This window comes from Laspinema sp. D2d, assembly GCF_025370755.1.
Lineage (GTDB): Bacteria > Cyanobacteriota > Cyanobacteriia > Cyanobacteriales > Laspinemataceae > Laspinema.
The window spans coordinates 226,199-253,011 of record NZ_JAMXFC010000006.1; the positions used below are offsets into that span (position 1 = coordinate 226,199).

Here is a 26,813-nt window from a genome sequence, read left to right on the forward strand (position 1 = left end):
CAGCCAGATTTGGTATTCACTGAAATTGGGGTAATCATGCTCCTAAATTCTACTTTGAAGTGCAGTGCATAGCGACATTTAAGCCTAAAAATGTTATAATCAAAGCGTCAAACCTTCAAAATTTTTCCTGGAGTAACCGTTAGTAATTTCCCAATTATGAACATTGATCCGATTTTAAAGAATGATTGGCACCCGGTGGCGGCAGTGCGTGATTTACCACCGGAAACCATCACCCCAGTGCGCTTATTGGGAGAAGAATTGCTGCTGTGGCAGTCGGGCGATCGCATCCTGGCATGGCAAGATATCTGTCCTCACCGGGGTGCAAGACTTTCTCAGGGCAAAGTGTGCGGAGATACCCTCGTTTGTCCTTATCATGGATTAGCCTATAATCCCGAGGGCCAATGCGTTTTAATTCCCGCCTATTCTACCCCCAAACCCCCTCTCAATATGCGGGCTAAAGCCTATTATTGTGTCGAACGCTATGGATTAGTTTGGGTAAATTTAGGTGAACCCCAAGAAGCACTCTCTTTAGATAAAATTCCTCCATTTTTAGAGTGGGATGATGCCAAATTTCGTAAATTTTTATGCGGTCCCTTCCGGTATGAATCCAGTGGGTGGCGGGCGATGGAAAATTTTATTGATGTTTCCCATTTCCCCTTTGTCCATGATGGATTTCTCGGGGATATCAATCATACCGAAGTAGGAAATTATGAGGTAAAAACTGATGAGGAAGGTATCAGTTTAAACAACCTAAAGGTTTGGCAACCAGACCCGGATGGGACTGGGATTGGGGGTGAAGTGACTTACAATTATCGCATCTGGCGTCCTTTAACCGCATCCTTTGCCAAAGCAGCACAAGGGGGAAAATTGGGACTATTTTTTACTATTACTCCCTTAGAGGAAGAAGTCTGTTTAGGGTGGATGTGGATTGCCATGAATTACGGACAGGATATCCCGGAGGAAGCGTTGCGGCAGTTTCAAGAAACCGTGGTTCAGCAAGATATCCCCATTGTGGAATCCCAACGTCCCAAACGGTTGCCCCTGGATTTAGCAGCAGAGGTGCATTTAGCTTGTGATCAATCGGCGATCGCTTACCGCAAATGGCTCAAACGCTTAGGCGTTACTTATGGTACTGTATAAATCAGAATCGGGATGCAACATTGCTGCATCCCGACTCCGGAAAAATTCTAATCAAAGTGAGGGGAGGACCCCAGGGCAAACTATGGAGTAGCAACTAAGTAAGGAGAGGGAATCGCTTCTGCTTTGCCCGCATTCACCAACGCTTGGTAGACAAAGGCGGCGACTTCTGCGCGAGTTGCTTCCCGATTCGGATTGAATTGACCAATTTGGGGATAATTAACCACCAGTTGATTTTCTGTCGCCCCGGCTACCGCTGTCAAGGCATAGTCGGGAATTTGTGCCGCATCATTGTAGCGTGAGAGGGAGGCAGTATCATTAGTGCGTAATCCCAATCCGCTGACTAAGGCAACGATCGCTTGGACTTTTGGAATTTCTTGGTTAGGACGAAATACCCCTTCCGGATACCCTGCCAGGAATCCGCCTCGGTACGCCACGGAAATTGCATCGGCCCCCCAGAAACTGCTTGTCACATCCCGGAACGCCATTCCCTGCCGTTGTGCCGCCGGTGCAAATGCTTTGGTGACGATCGCCGCAAATTGGGCGCGAGTTACGGGTTCATTGGGTTTAAATGTACCATCGGGGAATCCGGCAATAATCCCTTTTTTCGTCAAGGCGCTGATATACGCTTGCGCCCAATGTCCTTCGACATCCTGAAAAGCGATTTGAACATCCCCAGGAACAAAGTTAATCGAACCGATAATGCGATCGCGATCGATATCATTCCCCACCGCCTGAATCAGTTCCGACGACACACTATATAACGCATGACGTCCATTATTACGGATGCGATTCAGTCCCTCACTGGATGCCGTTCCTAGGTCCGGACGTGCCGAAGTAATGACGACAATTCCATCCCGTTCATTGCCCTCGATCGCATTCTCCCGTAATACAGGAGTTGCCGAATTGGAAATCACCATCCCATCAATATTCTGGGAAATTGTATTTCCAATCACCAGAACCGAGGAAGTTCCCCCGATCGCTAACCCAAATCCGGTATTCTGAAAAGTGTTCCCGCGAACTTCTCCCCCTGCTTCCCGGGCGATGGAAATCCCGTTTGCCTCATTCTCAATAAACACATTATTTTCAATTTTCGGAGAGGCATTCCCGGTGACGAAAATCCCATCCCGACGACTATTTTTGAATGTACTATTGCGAACCACCGCATTGGTGGATTCAATCCATAACCCGGTTCCACTGGCATTCGGGTTCGTAATCGTGACCCCTTCAATGGTGCTAGTATTGGCAGCATTCACCGTCACATTTTGACTAGCAAAGGTGCGACTCAGATAAGTGCCACCGCCAATAATCAGCACCCCTTGTCCTTTGTTGCTGCTATTTCCGCGCAGAGTCACTCCAGATTTCACGGGAAGGGGAAACGATTCGCCCGTATCTTTGCTATAAGTTCCGGCAGCTAACTGAATTACCGTACCCGTTTGAGCTTTCTGCAAGGCATAAGTGATAGTGCGATACGCTGCCGCTTCACTGGTTCCGGCATTGGTATCCCGTCCCAGTTGGGGATTGACATATAGAACATTATTGGTGGCAGCAGCGATGGGAGTCTGTCCAGTTCTCACTTGGGCGAGGATCGGGAGTACCGTTGCCGCACCTGTACAGAGTAATAAGGCAGCTAAACTAGCGGGAAGAGAGGCGATCGCACGACGAGATTTAGAGTTAGTGTTCATAATGGTAGAAGATTGAGAGGTAGAATATTGACGTTTCATCATGGAGTGTGAATCCCAACGTCGATTTATTTTTCACACCCTCAATCTACTCACTCTCTCCCAGTACGGAAACCCGATTGGGTCACTCTTTGAACTGACTCCTATACAGCCAATTGTGCCAATTTCCTCAAAACCTGCATACAGTGGGGGATGCATACGGAGGATAATTTATATTTAGACAGAGAATAAAGGTAAACCGTAGGACAGTCCGTCAAGTGGTATAGCGATCGCCTGTAATCCTATCCTGGAGGTTTCAGGGTATTACCCAAAGCATCAGGGTGACAAAATTCCCGAACTATGACATTTTAATACCCAATGCACCGGGAAAAATCAGGATTGCTCACCAGAGTCAGTATAAGTCAGCGTTGCCACAATTTCCCGGAGGCGATCGCGCAAATTGCTGTATGTCCCCTCATCCAAAACCGGGAATGAGTCTACGGTAGCGACTGCCTCCGTTAGCTGTATCCATGACTTACATCCGCCATACGCCTCACAATAAACAATTTCTCGCGGTTCAGCAAGACGATAGGTCCGCAACAGCAACAGATACAGCGGTTGGCGCGGTTTCCACTGGAGGCGATCGCGAACAAAGCGATCGTTCCAAATGTGATACGGTAGCAACGCCGACTGCACCGATGCCGCAATTTCCTCCGTTTCCACGGCGATCGGCCACAAATCGGTAATTCTTGCCCAACTGCCAATCCGCACCCGTTCTGGATGCCATCCCGACGCCACTGGAGTGACATTCGACCCATAGTCCGACTTCAGCAACTCGGGTTTTTGATGTTCAAACGTCGGATATAACAACACCTCCGACTCCGGAACCTGGAAGCGACCCCCCACTTCCCGAATCCCGCCTTTGCGGAGTAAAAGGATAGTCTCCCCTCGTTCTAAAGCATCGATGGCGATCGCCCATTCCTTCAAAGCTGCCGTTAATTCCATGTAAACACCCCTGTTGAAACGAATCGTTAAAATAAGACAGACCACTGTAAAAAGTAGTCTTCATTCTAGTTTAAGAGGTCAACATGGAACCAAGAACATTAGGCAAATCAGAGTTAAAAATTACCCCCATCATTATGGGAACCTGGCAAGCAGGCAAAAAAATGTGGGTAGGTATCGAAGATAATGACATAATCGAAGCCCTGCGCGCTGCCTATCACGCCGGAATTACCACCTTTGATACAGCCGAAGTGTATGGAGATGGATATTCCGAAAAAATCGTCGCCTCTGCCCTGTCCGATGTGCGAGAAAATGTCATTTATGCGACCAAAGTTTTCTCCAATCATCTGAAACATGACCAAGTAATCGAAGCTTGCGATCGCTCCTTAAAAAACCTCAAAACCGACTATATCGACCTCTATCAAATTCACTGGCCCTCGGGAACCTGGGGAGGCGAAACCGTCCCCATTGCCGAAACAATCGGAGCAATGGTCAAACTGAAAGAACAAGGCAAAATTCGCGCAGTCGGTGTCTCCAACTTTAACCGCGCCCAAATGGAAGAAGCCGCCCAGTATGGACAGATTGATAGTTTGCAACCCCCCTATTCCTTATTCTGGCGAAAAATCGAAACCGACCAGATGCCCTACTGCGTCGAAAACAACATTTCAATTATCTCTTATTCTTCCCTTGCCCAGGGACTTTTGACCGGCAAATTTGGACCCGATCATAAATTTGCCGAAGGTGACCATCGCTCTAAAAATAAACTCTTTGCCGATAAAGGGAATTATGCCCGAGTTCAAGAAGCCTTAGAGAAACTCCGACCCATTGCTGATCGCCATCATTGTACCTTAGCCCAACTCTCTTTAGCCTGGTTAATTGCCCAACCCCAAACCTGTGCCATTGTAGGGGCAAGAAACGAGCAACAAGCCACAGATAATGCCAAAGCAGGCGATGTTAAATTATCCCCAGAAGAAGTTCAAGAAATTGATGCGATCGGGCGTATTGTAACGGAAAAACTCGATGAAAATCAAGTGATGTGGAACTTCTAAAATTCCGCTGATAAACTGCCCCTGGCCTAGCATTTTCCTCGTGATGGGGCTTCAGCCCCATCACGAGGAAAATGCTATATTATTTTTACCAGTTTAGGGTTTTGAAAAATCAAAAATATAGGGATAAAAAAATTTTTATTTCTTGGTTTTGTATAAGCCAACAACAAAATATACTAGCTAATGATTTAAGATAAATAGAACAATTTACACAAAAAAATATGGAAAAAGCAGAGATTAGTAGTAAGGGACTAATCGCCCTTGCCCCGGATGGATGGGTAAAATGGGTCACCAAAACACCCGATATGGTAGCCCAAAACATCCTCGATACTACAAACTTTGGAAAGAGAACGACTGAAGTCGTTACTACGAACGGGTGGTTTTATCCTTTTTGTGGGGGATTGGGGTGAAGGGGCCAGATTTTTGGGGAAAAGCCAGTCTGAGGGCAGATGCGATCGCCTTTGGTGTCCGGATACGTTAGAACAGTGTAACTTGGAGAGAAAAACTGTGGCCGCAACTGTGGATCGCGCTTGGGAACTCAAGCAGGAATTAATTGATTTTGTTTTGGATGCCGAGGGAGAGTTGGCGATCGCCTTGGAAACCTACGCCGCTGAGCACGCTTCTCGCGATCGGTCCGATATCAGTCAACGCAATATGCGAATTGATTCGTTTGCGGTGGAGGGTAAGGTGGGGAATCAAACTCCCATTGATTTATTTTTAGAAACCCAACCGGACTTATCCGCAGGCGATCGCGCTTTAATTCAAAGTTGGCAACAAAGCTTCATGGGCGTCTTTGAAGTCATCCAAAGTTTACCCGATGGCTTAGAGTTGATGAACTGGCTCACTGCTAAACATTATCAGGTTAAGGCCAATTCTACCGCACAACAGGAACAACTCCAGCGGATTAAACCCGGAGATATTTTACTGACTCGCATCGCCCCAGTGGACAATTCTCAGTATATGTTCTTTGGCAGTTATATGGCCCTGGGGAATCTAGGTAAACCGAAACTGGCGGTCGCGATCGGCAATTTTAAAGATAATTACAAAAATCACTTGTATGGTGATGCACCGGAATTATTAGAAGAAGCTTGGGAATCCGTTGTTAAATATCACGAAGAATTTACCCAATTTTTTGGAGGCGATCGCTTTACGCTTCCTGGATATCAACTCAACAAAAAAATTGGCGAACTGCAAGAAAGCATGACTAAAAAACTTCTTGCCGAGGCAGGAATTGACGAAAACAAGTCTCTGGAAGAAGTGGCTGCCGAAGCGGGCGTTGATATGGAGGAACTGATGGAGGCAGCGGAAGAAGCTGGTGTAGACCCGAAAGAAGCCGCCCAATTCTTCGATCGCAATAAAAACAATAAAATGGTCATGCCGAGAGTCCATTTGCCCGATGACCTCAAAAAAGCCGAAGAGGTTACCTGTTTTTCTCATCCGCGATGGGGTCAAATGTTGATTCCGACTTACGGTAAATTTGTATCACTCCTGAACCGGGAAGACCCCAGCATCATCGAGGCAGAACCCCTAGTCCGCCATTACCTCGAAGACCCAATTATTAATTTTTATGTCTGGCAGCAACTCGCCGCTGAGTATCCTAAGCCCTTAGAAAACCTACTGCAACGGGTGTTAGAACGACCCAATTTTCAACTGGATCGTGATTTAGGGCCACTCTTGCAGGAATTTAATAAACCGTTAGAACCCCATCTGCCAGAAACTGCCTCGATCCCGCTGCATCTTAACCAACTTTTTGAAGAGGCCCTCGTTGAAGTCAACAAATCTAAATCCAAATCTAAGGGGAAAAAGAAAGCATCCAAGGGCTTTCTCGCGTCCTGAACTCACGTGAATTTTGCCCTCTCCGATGACCTTAAATGGCTATATCCTCAAGGATGTAGCCGTTTTTTGATTAAAACTCGTTTTTGATTTTACATTAAATTTGCAAGGTAGTATTTCTATCTTTATTGCCCACTTAAAGGATTCCCTCCCTATCCCTTACAGAAGGATGCTGCAATCTAAACTTTAAATATTAAAATTAATGATAAAACCCTTGCCAGATTTAAAAATAACCGGCACAATAAGGAAGAGTGTTCCATATTCCCTTGCCATCTATCTATGGTTAGAAAAAATAGTCGCTTTCTTATTTATATTGTCGCTTGTAGCACTATTGGTGTTTTGGTTGGAGGCGCTGCCTATAGCGCAGACCTCAATCGCTGTTTAGATGCTGCGGTCCCGACGAATCAATGCCTTACCGAAGACCCCGTTCTTAACACCCTTGAAGGGATGACTTTTGGATTAATTGCAGGGGCGGGGGGTGCATTAGGAGCCACCTGGCAAATTTGGCAGAAAAATAAATAGGATTTGGATCCGTTTCAGGAAATAAAGCGTTGCCATTTTGCTGACAACGCTGATTCTGGATTCAACAGAGTTCACCCTTTGGAGTTTGGCAGCCGAGGGAGAAACGCTTTGGAAACCACCCATCCAAATCAAGCAGTCATTAGGGATGATCGAGATACCCCTGATGACTGCTTTTTAGTCTTGATGATTGGGATGCACGTTCTTTTAAAACAGCCCTTGGAGACTTGATCGCCGTGATTTCCTAAGTCCCATCCCATAAAGCAAGGGGTAAAGGCTTGCTACCCTACCCCTAATACCGGCTTATTAAAAAAGAGTTAGATCATTCTAGGGAGAAGACTCGAAAAATTTATACGGCACGCTGAGTCAACAGACCCCAGATGAAGATCAAGATCATAGCACCGAGCACCGCAAAGAGAATACCCTGCCAACTCAGACCTACTGTTGTAATTCCAAATATAGCTTGGGCTACCCATCCCCCTACAATTGCACCGAGAATCCCTAGTCCAATCGTGGCAAAAATACCTCCGCCTTGTCTTCCGGGATAAATTAATTTTGCTAAAGCACCGGCAATCAGTCCTAAAACAATCCAAGTTAAAATACTAACCATGAGATAATCTCCTTTTTTGATTTGTTGCTTTTTGTCTTATGTAAATAGACTAACAATTGCATCCCTGATTTCTCATCTATCGAAGGGAATAAGTTGATCCGACTGCCATTGCTATCTAAGGATAGAGATAATGGGGGAAGCGCCCCATTTGTAGTATTTCTGCTTAGGTCTGTCCGGATTTTTTTGAATTAACCGATCGCCTCAATCGACTGCTATATAAGGGTTAACACCGGGTGAAGGGAAATTTAGAGGGTCTTGAAATTTGTTATCCCTGACCTAGGAATCGAGGTCACACATCGGGGGACACCTCTCTATGTCCCCTCATTTTGTGTACACAAAACCTGCGATCGCTGAAAATTTAGTGAGCAAATTATAAAAAACCGGATTTCTTGCACCCTGGGGTATGTAGCATTGGAGAGATTTCGTGGCTCAAAGTTCTCGATTTTTCAGCGCTAACCCTTTATTACCAAGAGTCGGGGCTGGATTTTTTTGTTGGCTGATGTCATGGAGAAACAAATCTCTATACTATATTCTCGGATTTACACTTCTCTAACGCTGAGGGCCTGTCCAAGATGAAAAGAATCAAGACGGATGTAAGCGATCGCCTTGCCCATACAATGGGCTAACACTGACCTGGGGATGTTTTATAGGTTAGGAAATTAGACCTTTTGCTTTCAGGGGATGCTCAATCCCTCCACCCCCCATCAAAAGCCAATGGGCTGGAGACAATTCTGCAATTCCCCTATAGAACTACTGTTAACAGCGACTCATTGCGGCATCTAATGCAATGCAGGCAACTCTTCTAAAGCTTGGGTTTACCGTAAATCTCTTTGCGCCTAAGAACGGGGGAACTAGAGCCAAGTGGCGGATTTTTGATTTACTGTTATTTTAAAAAATTAGCTTAAATCTGGTATTATTGTATCTAAATACTTGATTTCAATTGTGAATGAGGAGAACCTTAAATGAATCTTAAAAATATCAGCCTTTTGACAGGTACAATTTTATCCGTAACACTCAGTTGGGGAAATATATCCCCAACGATCGCAGAAACGACTTCCGAAGCCGGGATTATTCCAGAAGCGATCGCCCAAACCATGAACGAACCGATGGGTGAGCCGATGATGGGCCGCGTAACCATGATTCGGAATAATATAGTCACCTTGGAAATGGAGAATGGAGACACCACCCAAGTTACCCTTCCTGTACTCGAACAAGAAAAACTAGGGATGCGTCCAGGAGTCGAGGTCCTGCTTTACCCCGATGGGATGGTGACGGCTTACACCACCGAGATGGAGTCTGAGGAAACCGCCTCTTCAGACACCCTCGACGAAATTCGCCGCGTGTTTGAATCAATTAATAGCCGCCAGGAAAGCGTCACCACCATCACCCCGGAACCTCGGGAAATGGTAACCCCAACACCCACGGCTGCACCGCAACCGATGCAACCCGCCCCTCAGCGGATCCAAGTAGAAACTACCCCCCAGCAACCTGTTCGAGCGCTGTGGTAGAGAGTTTCAACCCCTTAAATCCGAGAGAGGGCGACTTTTGTAGGATTTAAACACTTGTTTCAAGGAGTGGGAGCATTTGTTTCCCTAGGACCTAAAAAGAGCAAGATGCTCCCACTCTTTCAATTGTAGGGTCATCCGGATTGAGACGGGCTTACAGCATCCTTCATCAGAGCAAGACCGCTTTCCACTAAAAGGCGGTCTTGCTCTGATGAAGGGAAAGCCACAGAAGTAGAATAAACAAGGGAAACTACCGAATCCTTGATAGAGCTTAATTTACAATGTCAGATTCTACTTCCTTGCGCGATCGCTACTTCCAATTTATCGATACCATCGTAGATACAACCCTCAAAGGTAAAATTCGCTCCGTTGAGCAGGTCTATCAAATGCTGGTACAAGAGATTGCCAGTGGGACTGGAGAAATTTTTGAGCGATGCCTCGCCGATCGCCTCAGTACCACTCAATCTAAACTCGATCATGAAACCGATGAGTTGAAAGCCGCTAAAACCAGTCGCATTCACCGCGCATTACAAACCATCGAAAAACAATGGGAACGCTGGCAAAAGGAAAATCGCGTTAAAGATGCGATCGCCTCCGCCTCGGATCGCATTATGCAAGCGGAACCTAATACGCGCCTGTTTGCACTCCTGCGGGAAATTGACCCGAACCAGCCGGAAGTTCTCACCCTAGAACAACAGCGGCAACTCGCTAAAACCCTCACAGATCAACTCGATAGTATTGCCAATCCAGAACTGCACCTGGAAGTTTCACCGCTCGCCAAAGGACTGCAACAAGGCTTACAATCCTGGCAGCAGATTGAACCTCACCTGGTTAGTTGGATCTATGAACAAGGTAGAGGACAACTGGGATTTGGGGGAATACCGGGACAGAATGGACCTTGGGCATTATGGGCTAAACAAGTGAATCGGCCCTTTCCCCAAGCCCTATTTACAAGCCTTTCATTCAATCACTCTTTCCTCGACTTTCTCGATCGCCAACCTGATGCCAATGTGAGCGATTGGGTAGAATTAACCGTAATTTTGCAGAGTCTACAACGGGGGTTAGTGGTTTGGTTTGATAAAATGGTTTATGATTCCAAAGTTGGAGCAAAACTGTCGATTTCCACTTATTTAACCTTTGCCCTGATTTGGTCTCAATTAGCCAATGCGGTCCATCAGAGCACCCGCTTCAATTCCATGACTCGGGAACACTTGACGAATGCTTGTTTTCAGGTGACATTACAGATTTTACGAGCCTTTTCTCAACGGGATTATTTTCCCCTGTATGGGGGAATATTTGCGGCCTTTACCGGGGAGTATCTTCGCGGTGCCCTGCAATATTTGAATGAACCCTTGCGACGGGTAGAGGGGACTCAGGAAAAGGCGCGGATTTTGACTTTGCTGGGTTATTCGATGCGGGCAATGGGAAATTTTGAGCGTTCTATTGCCTTTCATCAACAAGCCCTAGATATTGCTCGGGAAGCGGGCGATCGCCGCTGTGAAATTGCCAATCTCAATCATATCAGCCGCAGTTATGTGGGGCAAAAAAATTATGCGTTGGCGATTGATTGTAGTCAGCGGGCTTTAATCGGAGCTCGGCAAGAGGGAGAACGATTAGGTGAGGCGAATGCTTTAGCGAATCTGGGGTTTAGTGAGGTGTTTCAAGCCCGGGAACAGGGAGAATTGGAACCCGAGGTGTATGAGGGAGCGATTCATTATTTGGAACAAGGATTACAGCTTTCAGAGAAGTTAGCCGATCGCCAAAGTCAAGCCTTATGCCGCAGTAGTTTGGGGATTGCTTATGTGGCGATCGGCGAGTATGCAAAGGCGATCGCTAACTTATTGAAAGGATGGGAATCCGCTCAAATTTCTGGTGACCTTTACCTTCAGGGATTGAACTTAGCCTATTTAGCCCAAGCTCACTATCGTCAGCAAAATCTGGAATCTACCCTTTATTTTGGCGGGTTGGGAATGTATCTCTTGGAGCAAATTGAGGCCCAAGAATGGCGGCAAAGTGCGGGCTTACTCTCGATTATCCAAGGGCAAATGGGGGCGGAGGTCTTTGCCGGTTTGCTCGAACAACATCGCCCCCGAATTATACCAGCGATCGGGGTCGATGGATACGATCATATTTTTCAGTTGTTAGAAGAGTATCAGCGATCGCTCGAATAATTGCTCCGTTCCATCCCTGTTATATCCCATTTCCCGTGGTTTATCTTTTTGGGAATTGGACTCGGATGAAACCAGGAGGAAGTGTGAAGGGCTCTCTTCTCACTTCCTCTGCCGATGTTTGAGATCGGGTCCGTCTTGACTCGTTTTCTCATCCATGTTCTTCTCAGAAGAGATTACGGTTCTACTGTCACTGGAGTTCCCACTTCTACCTGAGCATATAAGGACAAAATATCCTGATTTCGCATTCGGACGCAACCATGAGAAACCGCCTCTCCAATGAGTTCTTCATTGGGAGTACCATGAAACCCAATTAAATCTTTTCCGTCTGTCCAAAACCCAATCCATCTTGCCCCTAAAGGATTATCTGGCCCTGGATAAACTAACTCACCTGTCCAAGGGTGCTCCCAGATTGGATTCCGTTGCATTTGCATGACTTCATATTGGCCCGTAGGGGTTTCCCATCCTTCCTTGCCCACAGCGATCGGATAACTGGTTTGCACGCGATCGTTGCGATAAACATAAACGCGACGTTCGCTCAAACGAATGACTAAATGAACTCCCTCAGTCACCCTTTCAGGATACACTTCCTGCTCAAAAGGAATAAATTTAGAATATTCTCCTAACGGAGGTAACTCAGGGTCTAAAACCGGCAACCATTCTAAATCAGGAATTGAGAGATTTCCCACTGATATTTCTGCCGGGACACCCATTCCCCACGCAAGGGAGGGCATTGACAGGAATAAAACAGCGGCACTGACGGTAAGGCGCATAAACTTTAACAATAGAACTTCTCCTTGCACCATTCCTTTATCTTTAATTCCTAACAAACCCTGACTACACATTTCCAGAAAAACTGATATTATTTTATTCTATAGCTTGACTTGATTCGAGTTCAAGCCTCAATCCCTCGGATCTAAAATAACCCATCTCTATTGAGGCTAGGGGGCCAACCTCTACCTATTGGTAGATGAAAGCTCCAGCATCGGACGGGTATGATCATGCCAGGGTTCCGGTAATAGCAGCAATGGGTGTGTAGATCTGATCGCGAGGTCTCCATCAAAATCTCGTTAATTAAATCGTGTTGAAGTGAGGATGTCATGCGGATGAAAAACATGAAAGTCTTAACGGGTACAATGTTGACCCTGATACTCTCGGGAGTATCGGTCTCTCCAGCATTGTCTCGGCCAGTCACTCCAATGGGGGAGGGGCAAGTTATTAGCCAAACTAACCCCAGTATGGTCCGAGGTACCATTCAAAGCATTCGTAACAATCAAGTGAGCATTCGTCTCCCCAATGGCGAAACTCAGATCGTCGAGATTTCTGAAAATGACAGAAACCGCCTCGGGTTGCTCCCCGGAATGGAAATCGAGGTTGTGTTAGATGAGACAATGATGATCGGGACACAAGTTACGGTTCTCAATCCCGATAATAGCGTCACCACCACAACCACCTCAACCACCACAACTACCACCCCGACTGCACCCCGGACCATTCGGGTTGCGGGTGATGTCGTTTCTTGTGAAGACACCACCTTACAAGTTCGGCTTCCCGATGGCGGCATCCGCACTTATATGGTGAGTCGTGATGTTTGTACTCAAGCGGTTATGACTCCCGGTCGTCGGATTGAATTCGACGTTGACGATCGCAACATGGTCTCCAACATTCAGCAACCTGTACGCGCCCTTTGGTAAATCAAATCAGTGGTGAATCTTCTGAGCTAGAACGGTTCAATTAAAACGGTAAACTTAAGTGATGTCCCGGGTACAAGGGGCATCACTTTTTATTAAAAACCTCTTCCCCAATTACACTCCCCTTGACTCCCCACCGCCTCACTTCACTTGAGCGTGAACCCAATCTCACTTCTCCCCCATCTCCCCCATCCTCCCCATCTCCCCCATCCTCCCCATCTCCCCCATCCTCCCCATCTCCCCTATCCTCCCCATCTCCCCCATCCTCCCCATCTCCCCCATCCTCCCCATCTCCCCCATCCTCCCCATCCTCCCCATCCTCCCCATCTCCCCAATCCCCCCATCCCCAAACTACCGCCCTCTCGGCCACGGAATATTCGGATCCACGGCCAGGGAACGAGCCACCGCAGCCGCCCCCAACTGATTCAAATGACTAGGATCCTCAAAATACTCATTCCGATTTAGTCCTCGGATCGTGGACAGATCCCGCCAGAGAAACGCTTGAGCGCTCATGCGGCGCATATACTGGCGGAACTCGACCTCGACGCTGCTGCGGGTGGCATCTAAATAATCATCAGTCAGGGGTAGATTAACAATGACTAACGGAATTTGACGCGATCGCGCAAACGCTGCTACAGACTGTAACGCCGAACCCTGAATGCCGCCCAATTGAAAATTTGCATAATCCCTATCATAGCGACCGTCAACCCGCGACTGTTGACGATAGTAGCTTCTAGGATTGAAGCGAGTCGCCACCGGGAGGAAGCCGTAGGCATCAATCGCTACACCTAAAGGACTCAATCGACGGACCCCTGTAGCGATCGTCGATGAATTCCTGTTTCCGGACCTAATGAAACATTGTGGAGAATCCAAACAGACCACTGTTCTACTAGGATTCTGAGCAAAGTCCGGACCCAGGTCATCAGAAGGAGAGTCCTTCCCCACCCTAGAATCAGAAAAAGCGTGAAAACTTATGGGTTGAAACTGGTATTCTTCCGGGGAGGAAGAGGCGATCGCCTCCTGTGGGGCAATCCCCAAACTCAACTGCGGACGCACCCCAGATGCTAACCGCTGATATCCCGGAGACTGGACAATTTCGGTATAGGTGCGATCGACCCGTCCACTATTAAACGCCCGGACCCCATCCGCCCAGAGAATCATTCGCGGCAAATGCTCAGGCCCCAACAGTTCCTGTAACTGAAACCGCACCACCTGGGCCGTGGCCCCGTGAATCCCAAAATTAAACACCCTCAGTCCTGATAACCCCCTAGCCTCCAATCCTTGGCGGAGGATACGCGGATCAACCCCCTGGACCGCCCGAGAACTCCCGACAATCAAAATATCAGGTCGTCCCATCGCCTCAATGTACGATAGATAGAGTCCCAATTGCTCATCAAGGACCTCACTATTAAACGTGGGATAGTTCAGGCGAGAACTCACCGTCGCTTGTTGCTGGCTGTACATCAGATAGCGCATATATTCCGCGACCTTTTTCTGAGCAAACGCCCTGCGGGGATTCGTCGGGGGCACCGACTGCATCCAGTAGATTGCTTGCAGCCACTGTTTTGAAACTTCATCCCACTGCGCAGGAGAACGGGCCGTTTGTGCAAGGTTCGCGGCATTTGTTGCGTATTTAATCGCCTCCGCAAACGGCTCAACAGCCCCTTGGGCGACTGGGACTTGAGCTACTGCTGAGGGTGAAGCGAAAGAGCCGGTTGAACGGGGCGTAACCCTTTGGGAACAGCCCCCGATTAGGGCCAGAAGCGAGATAGCCGGAATAAACTTTAGAAAAAACTGAAATCTAGGCATGAATTCGATATAAAAGTTCGATGCCGGATGGCTAGAAGTGCTGAGTGAGCGATCGATGAATATCTGATGAGGGTCTCATCAGATCTATGATAAACGTCCCCTTTCTCAACCGCAGGCGATCGCCCTTTGCTGCACCTACTCCCCCTTAATCCGATTAATTTCCTGCTGTAACTCCTCAATTTGACGGCGCAATCGCTCCGCTTCCTGTTCTGCAGGAGACTCCGGTCTAACCTCTACGGACCCTTGCGCACCCCCTCGCGGATAATTTCCCCGCTTAATTTCCCCATACTCCGCAGAACTCGCCCAAGCTTGTAAATAGCTCACTCGTTCCACGGTAAAGGGATGGGTTAGAAAAACCCCCTGGGAAACGTTGTTATAAAGAAAAAATTTATAAACTTGATTGAGTCCATCCTCATCTAATTCTTGATAGCGCTGGGCTTGGCGGGTAAACTCCTCTAAGCTGCATTCATGAGCATAGCGGGTAGACCCCCCGGCCATTTTCATCATGGTCTGCATCACCGGCCTAGTATCATCCATCACCAACATCGCCGCCCGATCTGCCGAGAGTTCCGCTTTTCGCAACCATTCATAAAATGCCAAAATCAAGCCGGTACTGAGGATGCGGCTAAACCCCATCGTCAAATCTGCCAGACTGAAAACCGCCATAATTGCCCAACTCGCCATCTGAATCAAGGTGGTGTGACCACATTTGATATGTCCCAGTTCATGGGCGATAACCGAGCGAATTTCGTCCTCACTCATCAAGTCAATTAACCCTGTATTTAAGACAATGTAGGGCAGATCTTGTCCGAGGGCGTAAGCATTGACCACGGGGGCCTGAGAGACAAACAACGTGGGTTCGGGATAAATATCTAAATCCCGAATACATTCTCGAAAGATTCCATAGAGGGTTGAATATTGCCGAGGACCCACTTGGATACTATTGCCCATCATATAGACATACTGGGGACGCTCCACGAGAAATTCTACAAACTTGCGGGCCACCAAATCAAATCCAGGGACCCGACGTAAGGTTTGTTCGGCTTCGCGATCCAAGGGATGGCGAAAGGCTTCGCTCGAAATTCCAGTATAGGTAGGCATCGTTTTTTTATTCCCCCAGGAAATCATAGATTGGCGGCATGACAAAAGCGATCGCCTATCAACCGTCCCCTCTGTCTTGCCTCCATCAATTTTAGATTAATCCCTTTCAGCAAAGAACTCCGGGGTGCACTCATCCATCCATTAGGCTAACAAATCCGGTTTCTGGCCCTAATTTGTGACTTTCTTGGCAGAGATTTTATCAAGAAACCCGGTTGTCTTCCCCCGATTGTCCCCTCGAATTAGGACCCGATTGGTTTTCTCAAACTTGCTCAGGACTTACAGAACATAGGGTGTAGATAATAGAAGCAGGAGAGGAAAGACCTCTATCCCATCCGATAACATCCCCACGGACGCCCGTCAGTCGCGTTGAGTAGGTCAGCCCGGTGTGGCAACAGATTCCCTGGTCCCTGATTTGGAACCTAAATTGGCGGCTTTTTGTTTTCCCCGGTCAAGGAAGGCTGACCTGCTAAAAAAACTGATACGCTATATCTCTAAATGCAAACCAATACCGCTTTTATAGAGTTGACAAACAATCAATTGCTAAACCCAAGCATGGTACATCCGATGGATGATATCGCCAATCAAGCTCGCCAGGGCAGCGTATCGGCGATTATTCAAGTCCTGAATGAAAAACTGGCTCCTTCCGGCGTCAGAACCCGCGCCGTGTTTGCTGATGGCGTGTTGCAACTGCTATGCGAGGCGGGGAGTCCCGAACTCCTGGACCAATCTACTTTGGTCGATCGCATTCGACAGATTTTAGAGTCTTTGGCACCGCGCAATATTCGTCGAGTCCATATCAACAGCCGCCTGGTGCGAGAACAGCAGTTGTTGTGGTTGGAGGAAATTAACCGGGACCCCGAAAATCAACTCCTCTGGTCCCAACTGATTACCCTCAAAAAACCCAATATCTTCAAACAAATGGGCCAAGAATTCAGTCGTCCAAAACCCCGCACTGACCCAGCTTTCCCCAAATCCCCCTATTCCCGTCAAGTCCGAGAAGAACGCCAATTTCGCCGGGGAATCCTCAATGGTTTGGGGGTTAGCTTGTTACTGGTGACTCTGGGTTTACTAATTTATAACTGGCCCCAAATTCAGGCCGGATTGAAGTCAGCTCAGTTTTCTCTGACTTCTGGCAATTCGGGAGAGTCATCCGAGGCTGTCTCCGATCGCGATGCCTTTGCAGAAGCGGTGCGATTAGCCATCCAAGCCGATGCTGAGGGGAAAGTGGCTCAAACTTCCTCGGAATGGTTGGTGATTGCCGCCAAGTGGGAACAGGCGTCGGTGTTGATGGCTTCAGTCCCAGCGGATCATCCCCGGTACAAAATCGCCCAAAACCGTACGGAACTCTATCGCAATTACAGCGAGGATGCCCAAACTCAAGGAGCTCTTTTACGTCGAGAGAAGCTTTGATTCATCCTGTGGACTGGGGAATTCGAGTCCAGTTTTCTAAAAACTATGTTATCACGCTGATTTAAAGAGCGGGACAGTTTTAACTGGAAAATTCCCCTTGTCTGTAGGATCTGCGGTTGGTCCAATCCGGTCTTGATTTCTAGCGGTTTAAATTCCAAATAGAGTATTTAACCGTTTGCGAATCCAAATCAAGGGCTTTTCTTCCCCTTCAATTTCTTCATCCACCAGTAATCCTAAACTTTTGAGGGATTGTTGTCTTTCGGATAACTTTTCAGCAATGCGATCGGCTAAATTGCGATGGGTGACTAACAAGCGTTGTAAATCATTGCGATCGATTACAAATAAAATTGTATCTTCCAACGTTCTGACACTTGCCGAACGGGGAATCCCCATCAGTAAAGAAATTTCTCCAAAAAACTCACCGGCGTGCAGACTGGCAATATATTTTTGCAGTCGTTGGGAAAACACTTCAACGGAACCGGAGAGAATAATATAAAAAGAATCCCCTGGGTCATTTTCGCGACAAATTAAGCGATCGCCTGGAAACAATTGGCGATATCCATACTCAATTAAGTGCAGCAATTCCATATCGCTACAGGTTTCAAAATACGGCATTCGCCGCAGCAAATCTCTCAATGTCCAATTATTCGGAGATTTGGGAATTGATGGTTCTAGCTTCGGCGGAGGGTTTTCCGAAGGGGGAAGCATTTCTTGACTCGGGACCGTGGGAACTTGATGTTTAAACAGGGTCTTGAAGGAGTCGAGATTACGAATATGTAAATCTCGCTGAGGGAAGGGAATTTCAATGCCTCGCTGACGCAATTCACACTCAATTTGAAAATTCAAGGCACTTTTAATCGGTTCACTGTTTTCTGGTTCATCAATCCAGACTAACAATTGAAAGTCTAACGCACTGTCTCCAAAGCCTTCAAACCAGACTTTAGGCGGTGGATCCGATAGCACTTGACGTTCTTTCCGCGCTGCGGTGAGGAGTGCTTCGGTGACTGAGGCAGGATCGGTCCCGTAGGCAATGCCAATGGGAATATGGAGGCGACATTTTGAGTCTTGATAACTCCAGTTAATAATATTATTTTCGACAAATCGGATATTAGGAACAATGACAAATACTCCATCGCGACTCCGCACAATGGTGGAACGAATGGAGATTTTTTCGACCGTTCCAAACAGATCATCGACTTGGATATAGTCGCCAACTTTAATGGGTTGTTCAAATAATAAAGTAATGCCGCTGATAAAATTACTGGCGAGATTTTGTAACCCAAAACCAATCCCAATTCCTAAAACACCGGCAACAACCGTGAGGGAACTCAAGTCAATTCCGGTACTTTCAAGGACAATGAGAAAAGAGAGGGCACTGAGAAGATACCCCATGACAGCAGCGATCGCCTCTCGGGTCCCGATGTGAAATTTTAAGCGCCCTAATAACCGGCGCTTAATCCATTCATTCACACTCCGGGAGATAAAATAGGCGATCGCACTGAGTAATATCAGTTGAGCAAGGCGATTCAGGGAAAACTCATTCCCGCCGACTTTAAACAAATCTTTGGTAAAAATAGCACCGAAAACCGTCAGCAGTTGTCTTGTCTGCTGGATGATCCAATTTACCATGAAGCTAAACCGCCTCGCCGAAATTTCATGTTTGATTTAAGCTCAGTCGTCAGAGAGAATTTCTCTAGTCTTAAGGGCAGGGGCGGGGTGAACATCTCCCCAATTTGGGAACAAATTGGATCACATTAAAAGGGATTTCCCATCATTCTTTGAATTAAAAACCAGACACCCATTCCCAACCCGCCCAAATTGGCTACCAGGGATAAAAACAAGGTAAAATACCCAATCAGCGTTAGAGTAATTTCATGGCGATCATCGCTAATAAATCGAGTTTTTTCAATAGAAATAAACTCGGAGAGTTTTCCTTCTATAAAATTTTTCCCCAGCCTTTTATTATAGAAATAGAAATTTTTTTTGATGCCTTTGGGTTGATAAATACTCAGCCCTCGTTTTCCCGCACTGAGGTGATTAATTTTATTCAAATTCACCCCAAAAGCTTTAATCGCTTTTCGGGAAAAATCCGGGCAGGAAAAACAAGCTAAACCCCGCTCAGTCAGCACCAGACAGGCTAATTGGCCTTGATATCGCACCCCAACAACGTCCAGGATTTCACTGGTGGAAGGCATCAATTCGGCCAGAGCCTCCGCAAATTTAGGAATGGCATAGTAGTAATCCACGCTGTATTTTCCTTTTTGGGGAAACCGACCGATATCTCGGAGTAAGTCTTCATAGTCAAGGGCGGTGAGACGCGATCGCTCTTGTGCCGCCTGTTCTGAACTCTCAGGGAGTGGTGCAGAATCCTCGGTGGATTGGGGCCGATCGCCGTTCCGGGATTGAGGGGTTCTGCCCGATTTTTTTCCGCCATTGACGGAGGGGAGTGAGTTGTAGATTAAAGACTCCCGGGAGCCTCCAGTGCGCGAAATCGGAGCCTCTAAGGGCGCGATCGCCGAGAGTTCCTCGGAGAATCCAGCCTGGGGAGGGAGTTCAAACTCCTGGGACCAGGCGGGGGCCGTCTGTCCCGTCTGAAGACCTAAAACTTTCAGAGAGGCGATCGCCTGGGGAGCCAATTTCATCACCCCTTGATAAATAAACTCAGCTAAAACTTTTTGATTGGGAACTTTGGGGGCTGCAAGGGTAATCTGCAAGCACCGACCCTTAAGGGCCGCTTTCGCCGTGATCCCTTTAGGTTCTAGGGACCGATTGATTAGAGCGGCGATCGCAGTGGGGCGGCCCTGTTTAGCAAGTTCCAAAAGCTCAGTCTGTGTCATAGCTGGCTAGAAAGGATGATTAGGAAAAAGCGTGAATACCGATAAGCATAAGGATAAAGGATCGGGTTAGTTTTGCCGATAAAACCCTTCGCACCCATCCCGATCGCTCCAACCCCAATCCTTTTGGGTAAAGGTCTCGACGCCTCGGGTTTTCTGGGGTGTTTGTTCGGTTCAATCACCCCAACTCTTTACCTTGAGTTAATAAAACCCACTTCCTTTTACTCAAAAGCATTTGCAGCCCGTTGTCGAGCCAAATCAGCGTTTTGCTGATACTGTCCCACTCGGGGTTGAGCATTGGGGTAATTGGCACTGGTTTCGGGGACTTGGCTCATCAAATCGCTCGCCTCCTGCCACAGAACTGCAATCTGATTCCATTCTGCCTGGGTTTGAGCGGTTAGAGATTGCTCTGCCGCCTGGGTTGCTCGTCTCACCGCTTCTGCAAAAGGATTGGCCGCTGGTGCAGGGGCCGGGGCCGGGGTCGGGGCCGGGGTCGGAGCTGGAGACTGGGTTGCCGGGGCTGGTGGGGGGGCTGGTGCAGGGTCCGTGGCTGGGGCCGGAGTTTCGGCGGCAGGGTCCGCAGAGTCCGAGGCTGGAGTTGGGGTTTCTTGACCTTTCATCAGAAACCAGTAGGCCGCACCCCCGCCTAGTGCGACGATTAAAAGAACCAGAGGAACGATCAGCAGGACTTTATTTTGATACCATTTTTTGCCCTGGGGTTTGACCGAGGGGATGTCTTCTTCCTCGTCTTCGTCGTATTCCTCTTCCTCGTATTCATCCGACCCCTCTAAATCATCGTTGGGCATCAGATTTTCGTCGTCTGGGAGGAGGTCCTCATCTCCGGCGAGCATATCCTCATCTCCAGCGAGCATATCCTCATCGGGGGCGAACATATCCTCATCGGTAGCAAACATATCCTCATCGGTAGCGAAGGCTTCCTCTGGAGGTTCGATGTCTATTTCTTCTTGCCACGCCGGAAGGCGATCGCCGATTTTGCGTCCGTAAATCTTCAAGGTAGGAACTGACTCAATCCCCAACTCGGTTAGACCATTCTTGATGAAAGGAACTAGGGCCGTGGGATCTGGGACTGTTGCTGATTCCAGCAACAGGAGCAAAGAACCGTCTTTGAGAACGGCTTTTGCAGTTATCCCTTGAGATTGAATCGCGTGATTGACTACAGCAGCGATCGCCTCGGGTTGGCCCTTTCTGGCGAGTTCTTTTTGGTCTATCGGTGCATTAAATAAGGGCATGGGAGGAGGTAGGTAGATTCTGAAATCATCTTACTGTCGAGAATACCCACGGGAAACTTTAGCTTAGTCGGTAGATTGGATTTTACCTCAAACTTTGACTTTCTCTCGTACCTCAGTTTACCAAGCCCCTAATTAGGGCAAGAACCGGGCTTTCTGGCCCTAGGTAGGGGCTTCTGAGTAGACCTTTTCTCCTGAAACCCCGGGTTTTCATCCCTCTGAGGCCCTCAGTTAGTCCAGGGCAGAAAGATTGGACTGGGGTGGGTCACCCTGGCGATCGGGGGAAAAGTTGGATCTCCTCCAGTTCTGGAATCAGGGTAGAGATAAACCCCAAACAGGCGATCGCCACGGGTGGAACCCTACAATCCGTTCCCTGAACCTCGACTTAACCCCTAGACTGCTGAGATGATTCGGCAACTGCCCCCCATCTTGTCAGGGTTCCTTGATGTTTGGGAACCCCTGGAAAAAGGAGTGGGGGAGTCTACTCAAGATATTGCCCGGGGTCTAATCTACAACCCTTAACAATCCCTGGCGTAGGGCCTCAAATACGCGATCAATCAAAATTTGCTCTTTCGGGGTCAGGGAATCCTTAGATAACAGGGTCATCATAAAGATTTTTTGATCGGCCCGCGTAATCCGGTGGGTGAGGAAGATCCGTTCGACAATTTTTTCAATGTTAGATTCCGGTTGCACTCTATTACGGTCATCATTCGGGATGTGATGGCTAAAGTTGTTTTAAAATCTACCATTGCTGGGGGAATCGCGGCAATTTTCAGCCCCTCGCGCTCGGTTCGATAGGGTCTGAACCCCGGTACGGGTTAGCTGTGACTGACTTTGAGAAGGTTGGCTGTGGATTTTGAGAGACGGGAGAAAACACCGGGTTTCATCCTGGGAATTGTTGGCTAATTCCAAACAGTTTTATAGACCTCTTGCAAAAATCCGGATTGATCCCCCCAACCCCCCTTTTTAAGGGGGGCTTTAAAGAATTTTGCAAGAAGTCTTATGAAAAAACCCGGTTATCTTCAATCGTCTGTGCTGATGCTTTCGGCAATCTAAAAGCGCGATCGCTCCACCGGAAGACCCAACAGATTGAGTCATCATTTCTGCGGCGATCGCCCCAAGCGATTACTCTATCATCTAATCAGAAATCGCTTTAGCTTACTCACCGTCATCCTGTCTGTATTCAAACTAACAATTATCTCTAGCGATCGCCATTAATTACGCCCAGTTGATACTTCTTGAATTCGCTGATCTAGTTTGCGTCCTACTTCAGCGATCGGATGTAAGGGTCTTTGACCATCGCGATATAAGACAAACACAAACGCCCCCATCTGGTTTTTCCGCAACACCAAAATTTCTAACCGCGCTAACAAGTTATCCAAATCCACCCGTAAGCTCACACCTGCCGCCGCATCGCCGATATTATTGATATTATTTAAGGCTTGCGGAGGCACGTTTGTGTCTTGGAGATTTTCTGTTAACAAGGACTTCAACCTTTCCGGATCCCGCAGTAAGTCGTCAAATTCCGCCTGTTGTTGAGCCGTTTCCAGTCGGGTAGTTATCCCCATAATCAGTTGAAACTGTTCCTGGGCAACAAAAGCAAAAACATTCTCAACATCAATCTGATCTTGACTCAGTTCTTCTTTGAGGTTCGCTAACTCAGCGGGTGGCATTGCCGTAAAGCCCGGTGGCAAGTCCTCCAATCTCAAGGTCACATCCGCCCATGTCCTAGCCTGTGCCAGGATCACACGCTCTGGTGTCCCCTTCTCCTCCACGACAGATTGCGCCAGGGCTGGAGTTGTCAGCCACACCATTGTAGGCACCACACCAACGGCCAAACTTAGGAGTCCCGAAGCTATTTTTTCGATCATTTATCCAAGTTCCTTGTCCCTTCCGGGGAAATGTAATGGGATTGAATTCTACCAGGGAACCCCAGTGATTCCGTCATTCTTGATGCAAGAGACGAGAGAGAAACGGGTAATGGTGCCTCCGATGAGTAACAATCTTCCCCGGATTCGACCTAAGTGGGGTTATCTGACCCCGACTTAGAGCACAATTTTCTGTCATCTGCCTCAATCAATTGGTTGATAGCTTCCTCTTTCATTCTAAAATCTTACACATACAGAAAACTTGCCTGAAGCTGCCGTCAGTTTTATCTCTTACACTAGAAACAATACACTATGGCTATTGGTTACGTTGCGCTCGTCCTCCACGCCCATCTTCCTTTCGTCCGCCATCCCGAAAGTGATTATGTTTTAGAAGAAGAATGGCTCTATGAAGCCATTACAGAAACCTACATCCCCTTACTGCGAGTATTTGAAGGTCTAAAGCAGGATGGGATCGATTTCAAAATTACCATGAGTATGACGCCCCCTTTGGTGTCGATGCTCCGGGACCCCCTACTCCAAGACCGTTACGAGGAACACCTCGCTAAACTCGAAGAACTTGCTGAACTGGAAATTGAGCATAACAAGCATAATGGTCACATTCGCTATCTAGCGGAACATTATGCCCATGAGTTTAACGACACACGCCAAATCTGGGAACGCTACGATCGCGACTTGGTGTCTGCCTTTAAACAATTCCAAGACTCCAACAATCTCGAAATCATCACCTGTGGGGCCACTCATGGCTACCTACCCTTGATGAAAATGTATCCGCAAGCCGTCTGGGCACAAATCCAGGTCGCCTGCGAACATTATGAACAAAATTTCGGTCGTCCCCCCAAAGGCATCTGGCTTCCCGAATGTGCCTACTATGAAGGCTTGGAGCGAATGTTGGCGGATGCCGGTCTGCGCTATTTCCTCACGGACGGTCATGGCATTCTCTACGCTCGTCCCCGTCCCCGCTTTGGCACCTATGCCCCCATTTTTACCGAGTCTGGGGTGGCGGTCTTCGGTCGCGATCACGAATCCTCTCAACAGGTTTGGTCTTCGGAGGTCGGCTATCCCGGTGACCCGGAATATCGCGAATTTTACAAGGATTTGGGCTGGGAAGCTGAATACGAATATATCAAGCCGTACATCATGCCCAATGGTCAGCGCAAGAATGTCGGGATTAAATATCACAAAATCACGGGTCGCGGCCTCGGTTTAGGGGATAAAGCCCTTTATGACCCCTATTGGGCACGAGAAAAGTCTGCTGAAAATGCAGGCAATTTCATGTTTAACCGTGCCCGTCAAGTGGAACATCTCCACGGCATCATGCAACGCCCTCCGATTATTGTCTCCCCATACGATGCGGAACTGTTCGGTCACTGGTGGTATGAAGGCCCTTGGTTCATTGATTACCTCTTCCGCAAGTCTTGGTATGACCAAGGGACTTACGAAATGACCCACCTGGCGGATTACTTACGCAACAATCCCACTCAGCAGGTTTGTCGTCCTTCTCAGTCTAGCTGGGGTTATAAAGGATTCCATGAGTATTGGCTGAATGAAACGAATACTTGGGTTTACCCCCATTTACATAAGGCCGCAGAACGGATGATCGAGTTGAGTCATCGGGACCCGGCGGATGAGCTGGAGTGGCGTGCGCTCAACCAAGCGGCCCGCGAATTGCTCCTGGCACAGTCTTCGGATTGGGCATTTATCATGCGCACGGGAACGATGGTTCCTTATGCCGTCCGACGGACCCGATCGCATTTGATGCGTCTCCACAAACTTTATGAGGATATCAATACCGGCAAAATTGATTCCGGTTGGTTATCCAAGGTTGAGGCGATTGATAATATTTTCCCAGAGATTAATTATCGGGTGTACCGTCCCTTGTAATCTGTTTTGATCGCAATGGAATGGAAATTGATTTTCGCTTACATAGAAACCGGGTTTCTGGGTATTAAGGATAGATGAACGGCTCTATTTCCTCCTAAGACGCCCGGTTTTTTTAGAGGGTTTGACCGGAGTTTACTCGGTCAATGGCAAAAAATTGTGCTAAAAAAGATCGAGTTGCCTGCGGCGATCGCCTCGAATCAATGCCTGTTTCTAATTCCCTGTTTAACCATTTTCCCTGTCCCCGTTGTGGCACTTCGGTCCGATTGAAACCTCGGACCCACTACTTTAAGTGTCCTACTTGTGATTGGCAAGATTCTCTGTTTGAACCCGCTGAACTGGTTCGGTCCCAATCCTTTATGGCAACAAAGGTGATGACCTCTGGGCTTAAGAACCCTTCCAGTCGTCAACTTTCTGAGCGATTTTCACCCCAAGCGAGTCAAAAAGCATTACTCCCGACTTGGCTTTGTCAGTCTTCCGATCGCTCTATTCAACCTCCTGCGCTGATCGCACCTGAGCGCTCCAAAATGTCTTTATATCTGACTACGGTGGCGATCGCTACAGTCGCCCTAGTCACTCTTCATCACTTTGAGGGCTTTATTTCTCCTTTTGATCCTTCGGTGATGTTTTTGCCCCCCTCCCCAGGAGATGAAGTTGGAGCCATTCCACCAGAAGACGCCTTTCGCCAAGGGGTCAATGCAGCCATGAGAGCAGCGACCCTAACTCAATCCGCCGGAACTCAGGCGCAATGGCAAACGGTGGAATCCTTATGGTCCGAGGCGATCGCTCTGATGGAAGCTGTCCCCTCCGACAGTCGCGATCGCCCCCTGGCTGAACAAAAGGCCGTTGAGTATCAAACTAAGTGGTCTTACGCTCAACAGCAGATCACCCAGATCGCTTACGCACCCCCGCCACCGCCTCCACTTTTCCCGATGCCAGTCACCAACTCCCCCTTACTGCCGCCACCCCCTCCAGACCAAGCCCCTGCTCGCTCTCCCCAACCTCACGAAATATTCCGCTACGCCGTAAATCAGGCGATGAGTGCCGCCAGTTTGACCCAATGGGCTGAAACCCAGGAAGACTGGATGAAGGTTTCTCAGGAATGGCACCAGGCGATCGGTCTGATGAAATCCGTCCCTTCCGATAGTCCAGACTATTCCACCGCCCAGCAAAAAGCCCAAGAATATCAGACCAATCTCCTCTACGCTCAACAACGAGTCAACCAACTCGCCCCCTAGGGCAAAAGTCCATACAGTATGAGATTCCAACGACCAGAAACCGAGTTTCTGGCCGATATTTTTCACAAATTGCCAAAAATTTCCCCAACCTCCCCATCCTTACAAGAGTAGGTTTTTTACTTCCGGTCCCCTCCCCTGTGTCTTGGGGAGGGTGAGGGTCTTACAGATATATGTTTTTAACCCCTAACAAGTATTGAGGGGTAAAGTGAGCGGATGTAGAGGTAAGGGGTCTGGG

At 48.0% G+C, this 26,813-nt stretch carries 23 protein-coding genes; 11 read left to right on the plus strand and 12 right to left on the minus strand.

Annotated elements, in window-relative coordinates; translation table 11 throughout:
* Window positions 1-156 precede the first annotated feature (156 nt).
* Entirely contained in the window at window positions 157-1,140 is a 984-nt protein-coding gene (locus NG796_RS06655; protein ID WP_261205114.1) for an aromatic ring-hydroxylating oxygenase subunit alpha, read from the plus strand.
* Window positions 1,141-1,220: 80 nt separating this feature from the next.
* On the opposite strand, the gene NG796_RS06660 is transcribed toward NG796_RS06655, so the two are convergent.
* Together NG796_RS06660 and NG796_RS06665 are read right to left on the minus strand one after the other, a co-directional pair.
* A complete protein-coding gene (locus NG796_RS06660; protein WP_261205115.1) occupies window positions 1,221-2,864 on the minus strand; it encodes a DUF1565 domain-containing protein in 1,644 nt (547 codons plus the stop codon).
* A 327-nt stretch (window positions 2,865-3,191) separates the two neighbouring features.
* Window positions 3,192-3,803, minus strand: coding sequence for a DUF1802 family protein (locus NG796_RS06665; RefSeq protein WP_261205116.1), 612 nt, complete (start codon window positions 3,801-3,803; stop codon window positions 3,192-3,194).
* Window positions 3,804-3,886: 83 nt separating this feature from the next.
* Between NG796_RS06665 and NG796_RS06670 the strand changes: the two genes are divergently transcribed.
* The 3 genes from NG796_RS06670 to NG796_RS06680 all read left to right on the plus strand — a co-directional run bounded on the left by NG796_RS06670 (window position 3,887) and on the right by NG796_RS06680 (window position 7,201).
* Window positions 3,887-4,849, plus strand: a complete 963-nt coding sequence (locus NG796_RS06670; protein WP_261205117.1) for an aldo/keto reductase — start codon at window positions 3,887-3,889, stop codon at window positions 4,847-4,849.
* Window positions 4,850-5,269: 420 nt separating this feature from the next.
* The gene (locus NG796_RS06675) at window positions 5,270-6,682 is read left to right on the plus strand and encodes a hypothetical protein (protein WP_317619282.1); all 1,413 of its coding nucleotides are present in this window, start codon (window positions 5,270-5,272) and stop codon (window positions 6,680-6,682) included.
* Between the two features lie 276 nt (window positions 6,683-6,958).
* Window positions 6,959-7,201 carry a hypothetical protein gene (locus tag NG796_RS06680; protein ID WP_261205118.1) on the plus strand — a complete coding sequence of 81 codons (243 nt, stop codon included), beginning with the start codon at window positions 6,959-6,961 and terminating at the stop codon, window positions 7,199-7,201.
* Between the two features lie 346 nt (window positions 7,202-7,547).
* On the opposite strand, the gene NG796_RS06685 is transcribed toward NG796_RS06680, so the two are convergent.
* A complete protein-coding gene (locus NG796_RS06685; RefSeq protein ID WP_261205119.1) occupies window positions 7,548-7,808 on the minus strand; it encodes a GlsB/YeaQ/YmgE family stress response membrane protein in 261 nt (86 codons plus the stop codon).
* Window positions 7,809-8,770: 962 nt separating this feature from the next.
* Between NG796_RS06685 and NG796_RS06690 the strand changes: the two genes are divergently transcribed.
* Together NG796_RS06690 and NG796_RS06695 are read left to right on the plus strand one after the other, a co-directional pair.
* Entirely contained in the window at window positions 8,771-9,316 is a 546-nt protein-coding gene (locus tag NG796_RS06690) for a hypothetical protein (RefSeq protein ID WP_261205120.1), read from the plus strand.
* A gap of 278 nt (window positions 9,317-9,594) precedes the next feature.
* On the plus strand, window positions 9,595-11,484 hold the full coding sequence (locus NG796_RS06695; protein WP_261205121.1) for a tetratricopeptide repeat protein: 1,890 nt from the start codon (window positions 9,595-9,597) through the stop codon (window positions 11,482-11,484).
* A gap of 173 nt (window positions 11,485-11,657) precedes the next feature.
* Here the strand turns inward: NG796_RS06695 and NG796_RS06700 are convergent, their stop codons facing one another.
* The gene (locus NG796_RS06700) at window positions 11,658-12,326 is read right to left on the minus strand and encodes a L,D-transpeptidase (RefSeq protein WP_261205122.1); all 669 of its coding nucleotides are present in this window, start codon (window positions 12,324-12,326) and stop codon (window positions 11,658-11,660) included.
* Between the two features lie 261 nt (window positions 12,327-12,587).
* Here NG796_RS06700 and NG796_RS06705 point away from each other — a divergent pair, with 261 nt between their 5' ends.
* On the plus strand, window positions 12,588-13,175 hold the full coding sequence (locus NG796_RS06705; protein WP_261205123.1) for a hypothetical protein: 588 nt from the start codon (window positions 12,588-12,590) through the stop codon (window positions 13,173-13,175).
* An 82-nt stretch (window positions 13,176-13,257) separates the two neighbouring features.
* Here the strand turns inward: NG796_RS06705 and NG796_RS06710 are convergent, their stop codons facing one another.
* The 3 genes from NG796_RS06710 to NG796_RS06720 form a co-directional block, all read right to left on the minus strand.
* Window positions 13,258-13,542: a hypothetical protein gene (locus tag NG796_RS06710; protein WP_261205124.1), complete on the minus strand. Its 285-nt coding sequence runs from the start codon at window positions 13,540-13,542 to the stop codon at window positions 13,258-13,260.
* A complete protein-coding gene (locus NG796_RS06715) occupies window positions 13,524-14,711 on the minus strand; it encodes a hypothetical protein (RefSeq protein ID WP_261205125.1) in 1,188 nt (395 codons plus the stop codon). Before NG796_RS06715 ends, NG796_RS06710 begins: the two co-directional genes overlap by 19 nt.
* Before the next feature lie 405 nt (window positions 14,712-15,116).
* Window positions 15,117-16,082 (minus strand): M48 family metallopeptidase, encoded by a 966-nt coding sequence (locus NG796_RS06720; RefSeq protein ID WP_261205126.1) that lies wholly within the window; start codon window positions 16,080-16,082, stop codon window positions 15,117-15,119.
* Between the two features lie 495 nt (window positions 16,083-16,577).
* Here NG796_RS06720 and NG796_RS06725 point away from each other — a divergent pair, with 495 nt between their 5' ends.
* Window positions 16,578-17,492 carry a hypothetical protein gene (locus NG796_RS06725; RefSeq protein ID WP_261205127.1) on the plus strand — a complete coding sequence of 305 codons (915 nt, stop codon included), beginning with the start codon at window positions 16,578-16,580 and terminating at the stop codon, window positions 17,490-17,492.
* A gap of 147 nt (window positions 17,493-17,639) precedes the next feature.
* Here the strand turns inward: NG796_RS06725 and NG796_RS06730 are convergent, their stop codons facing one another.
* From NG796_RS06730 to NG796_RS06745, 4 genes are all read right to left on the minus strand, one after another.
* Complete coding sequence (locus NG796_RS06730; RefSeq protein ID WP_261205128.1) at window positions 17,640-19,121, minus strand: mechanosensitive ion channel domain-containing protein; 1,482 nt, start codon at window positions 19,119-19,121, stop codon at window positions 17,640-17,642.
* 125 nt (window positions 19,122-19,246) lie between these two features.
* Window positions 19,247-20,329, minus strand: a complete 1,083-nt coding sequence (locus tag NG796_RS06735) for a hypothetical protein (protein ID WP_261205129.1) — start codon at window positions 20,327-20,329, stop codon at window positions 19,247-19,249.
* 218 nt (window positions 20,330-20,547) lie between these two features.
* Entirely contained in the window at window positions 20,548-21,576 is a 1,029-nt protein-coding gene (locus NG796_RS06740) for a hypothetical protein (protein ID WP_261205130.1), read from the minus strand.
* Window positions 21,577-22,077: 501 nt separating this feature from the next.
* Window positions 22,078-22,266, minus strand: coding sequence for a hypothetical protein (locus NG796_RS06745; protein WP_261205131.1), 189 nt, complete (start codon window positions 22,264-22,266; stop codon window positions 22,078-22,080).
* 396 nt (window positions 22,267-22,662) lie between these two features.
* Here NG796_RS06745 and NG796_RS06750 point away from each other — a divergent pair, with 396 nt between their 5' ends.
* A complete protein-coding gene (locus tag NG796_RS06750; protein WP_261205132.1) occupies window positions 22,663-22,791 on the plus strand; it encodes a hypothetical protein in 129 nt (42 codons plus the stop codon).
* On the opposite strand, the gene NG796_RS06755 is transcribed toward NG796_RS06750, so the two are convergent.
* Window positions 22,788-23,444 (minus strand): hypothetical protein, encoded by a 657-nt coding sequence (locus tag NG796_RS06755; RefSeq protein ID WP_261205133.1) that lies wholly within the window; start codon window positions 23,442-23,444, stop codon window positions 22,788-22,790. The two genes, NG796_RS06750 and NG796_RS06755, sit on opposite strands and share 4 nt — an antisense overlap.
* A gap of 309 nt (window positions 23,445-23,753) precedes the next feature.
* On the opposite strand from NG796_RS06755, the gene NG796_RS06760 reads away from it, so the two are divergent.
* Both NG796_RS06760 and NG796_RS06765 read left to right on the plus strand, forming a co-directional pair.
* Window positions 23,754-25,343, plus strand: a complete 1,590-nt coding sequence (locus NG796_RS06760) for a glycoside hydrolase family 57 protein (protein WP_261205134.1) — start codon at window positions 23,754-23,756, stop codon at window positions 25,341-25,343.
* Window positions 25,344-25,486: 143 nt separating this feature from the next.
* The gene (locus tag NG796_RS06765) at window positions 25,487-26,578 is read left to right on the plus strand and encodes a hypothetical protein (RefSeq protein ID WP_261205135.1); all 1,092 of its coding nucleotides are present in this window, start codon (window positions 25,487-25,489) and stop codon (window positions 26,576-26,578) included.
* Window positions 26,579-26,813: the final 235 nt, after the last annotated feature.

Coding starts and splice junctions, on each gene's coding strand:
- NG796_RS06695 (WP_261205121.1), top strand. CDS start 9,595: ATGTCAGATTCTACTTCCTTGCGCGATCGCTACTTCCAATTTATCGAT.
- NG796_RS06735 (WP_261205129.1), bottom strand. CDS start 20,329: ATGACACAGACTGAGCTTTTGGAACTTGCTAAACAGGGCCGCCCCACT.
- NG796_RS06715 (WP_261205125.1), bottom strand. CDS start 14,711: ATGCAGTCGGTGCCCCCGACGAATCCCCGCAGGGCGTTTGCTCAGAAA.
- NG796_RS06685 (WP_261205119.1), bottom strand. CDS start 7,808: ATGGTTAGTATTTTAACTTGGATTGTTTTAGGACTGATTGCCGGTGCT.
- NG796_RS06680 (WP_261205118.1), top strand. CDS start 6,959: ATGGTTAGAAAAAATAGTCGCTTTCTTATTTATATTGTCGCTTGTAGC.
- NG796_RS06665 (WP_261205116.1), bottom strand. CDS start 3,803: ATGGAATTAACGGCAGCTTTGAAGGAATGGGCGATCGCCATCGATGCT.
- NG796_RS06740 (WP_261205130.1), bottom strand. CDS start 21,576: ATGCCCTTATTTAATGCACCGATAGACCAAAAAGAACTCGCCAGAAAG.
- NG796_RS06660 (WP_261205115.1), bottom strand. CDS start 2,864: ATGATGAAACGTCAATATTCTACCTCTCAATCTTCTACCATTATGAAC.
- NG796_RS06765 (WP_261205135.1), top strand. CDS start 25,487: ATGGCAAAAAATTGTGCTAAAAAAGATCGAGTTGCCTGCGGCGATCGC.
- NG796_RS06720 (WP_261205126.1), bottom strand. CDS start 16,082: ATGCCTACCTATACTGGAATTTCGAGCGAAGCCTTTCGCCATCCCTTG.
- NG796_RS06690 (WP_261205120.1), top strand. CDS start 8,771: ATGAATCTTAAAAATATCAGCCTTTTGACAGGTACAATTTTATCCGTA.
- NG796_RS06725 (WP_261205127.1), top strand. CDS start 16,578: ATGCAAACCAATACCGCTTTTATAGAGTTGACAAACAATCAATTGCTA.
- NG796_RS06705 (WP_261205123.1), top strand. CDS start 12,588: ATGAAAAACATGAAAGTCTTAACGGGTACAATGTTGACCCTGATACTC.
- NG796_RS06730 (WP_261205128.1), bottom strand. CDS start 19,121: ATGGTAAATTGGATCATCCAGCAGACAAGACAACTGCTGACGGTTTTC.
- NG796_RS06755 (WP_261205133.1), bottom strand. CDS start 23,444: ATGATCGAAAAAATAGCTTCGGGACTCCTAAGTTTGGCCGTTGGTGTG.
- NG796_RS06655 (WP_261205114.1), top strand. CDS start 157: ATGAACATTGATCCGATTTTAAAGAATGATTGGCACCCGGTGGCGGCA.
- NG796_RS06760 (WP_261205134.1), top strand. CDS start 23,754: ATGGCTATTGGTTACGTTGCGCTCGTCCTCCACGCCCATCTTCCTTTC.
- NG796_RS06700 (WP_261205122.1), bottom strand. CDS start 12,326: ATGTGTAGTCAGGGTTTGTTAGGAATTAAAGATAAAGGAATGGTGCAA.
- NG796_RS06670 (WP_261205117.1), top strand. CDS start 3,887: ATGGAACCAAGAACATTAGGCAAATCAGAGTTAAAAATTACCCCCATC.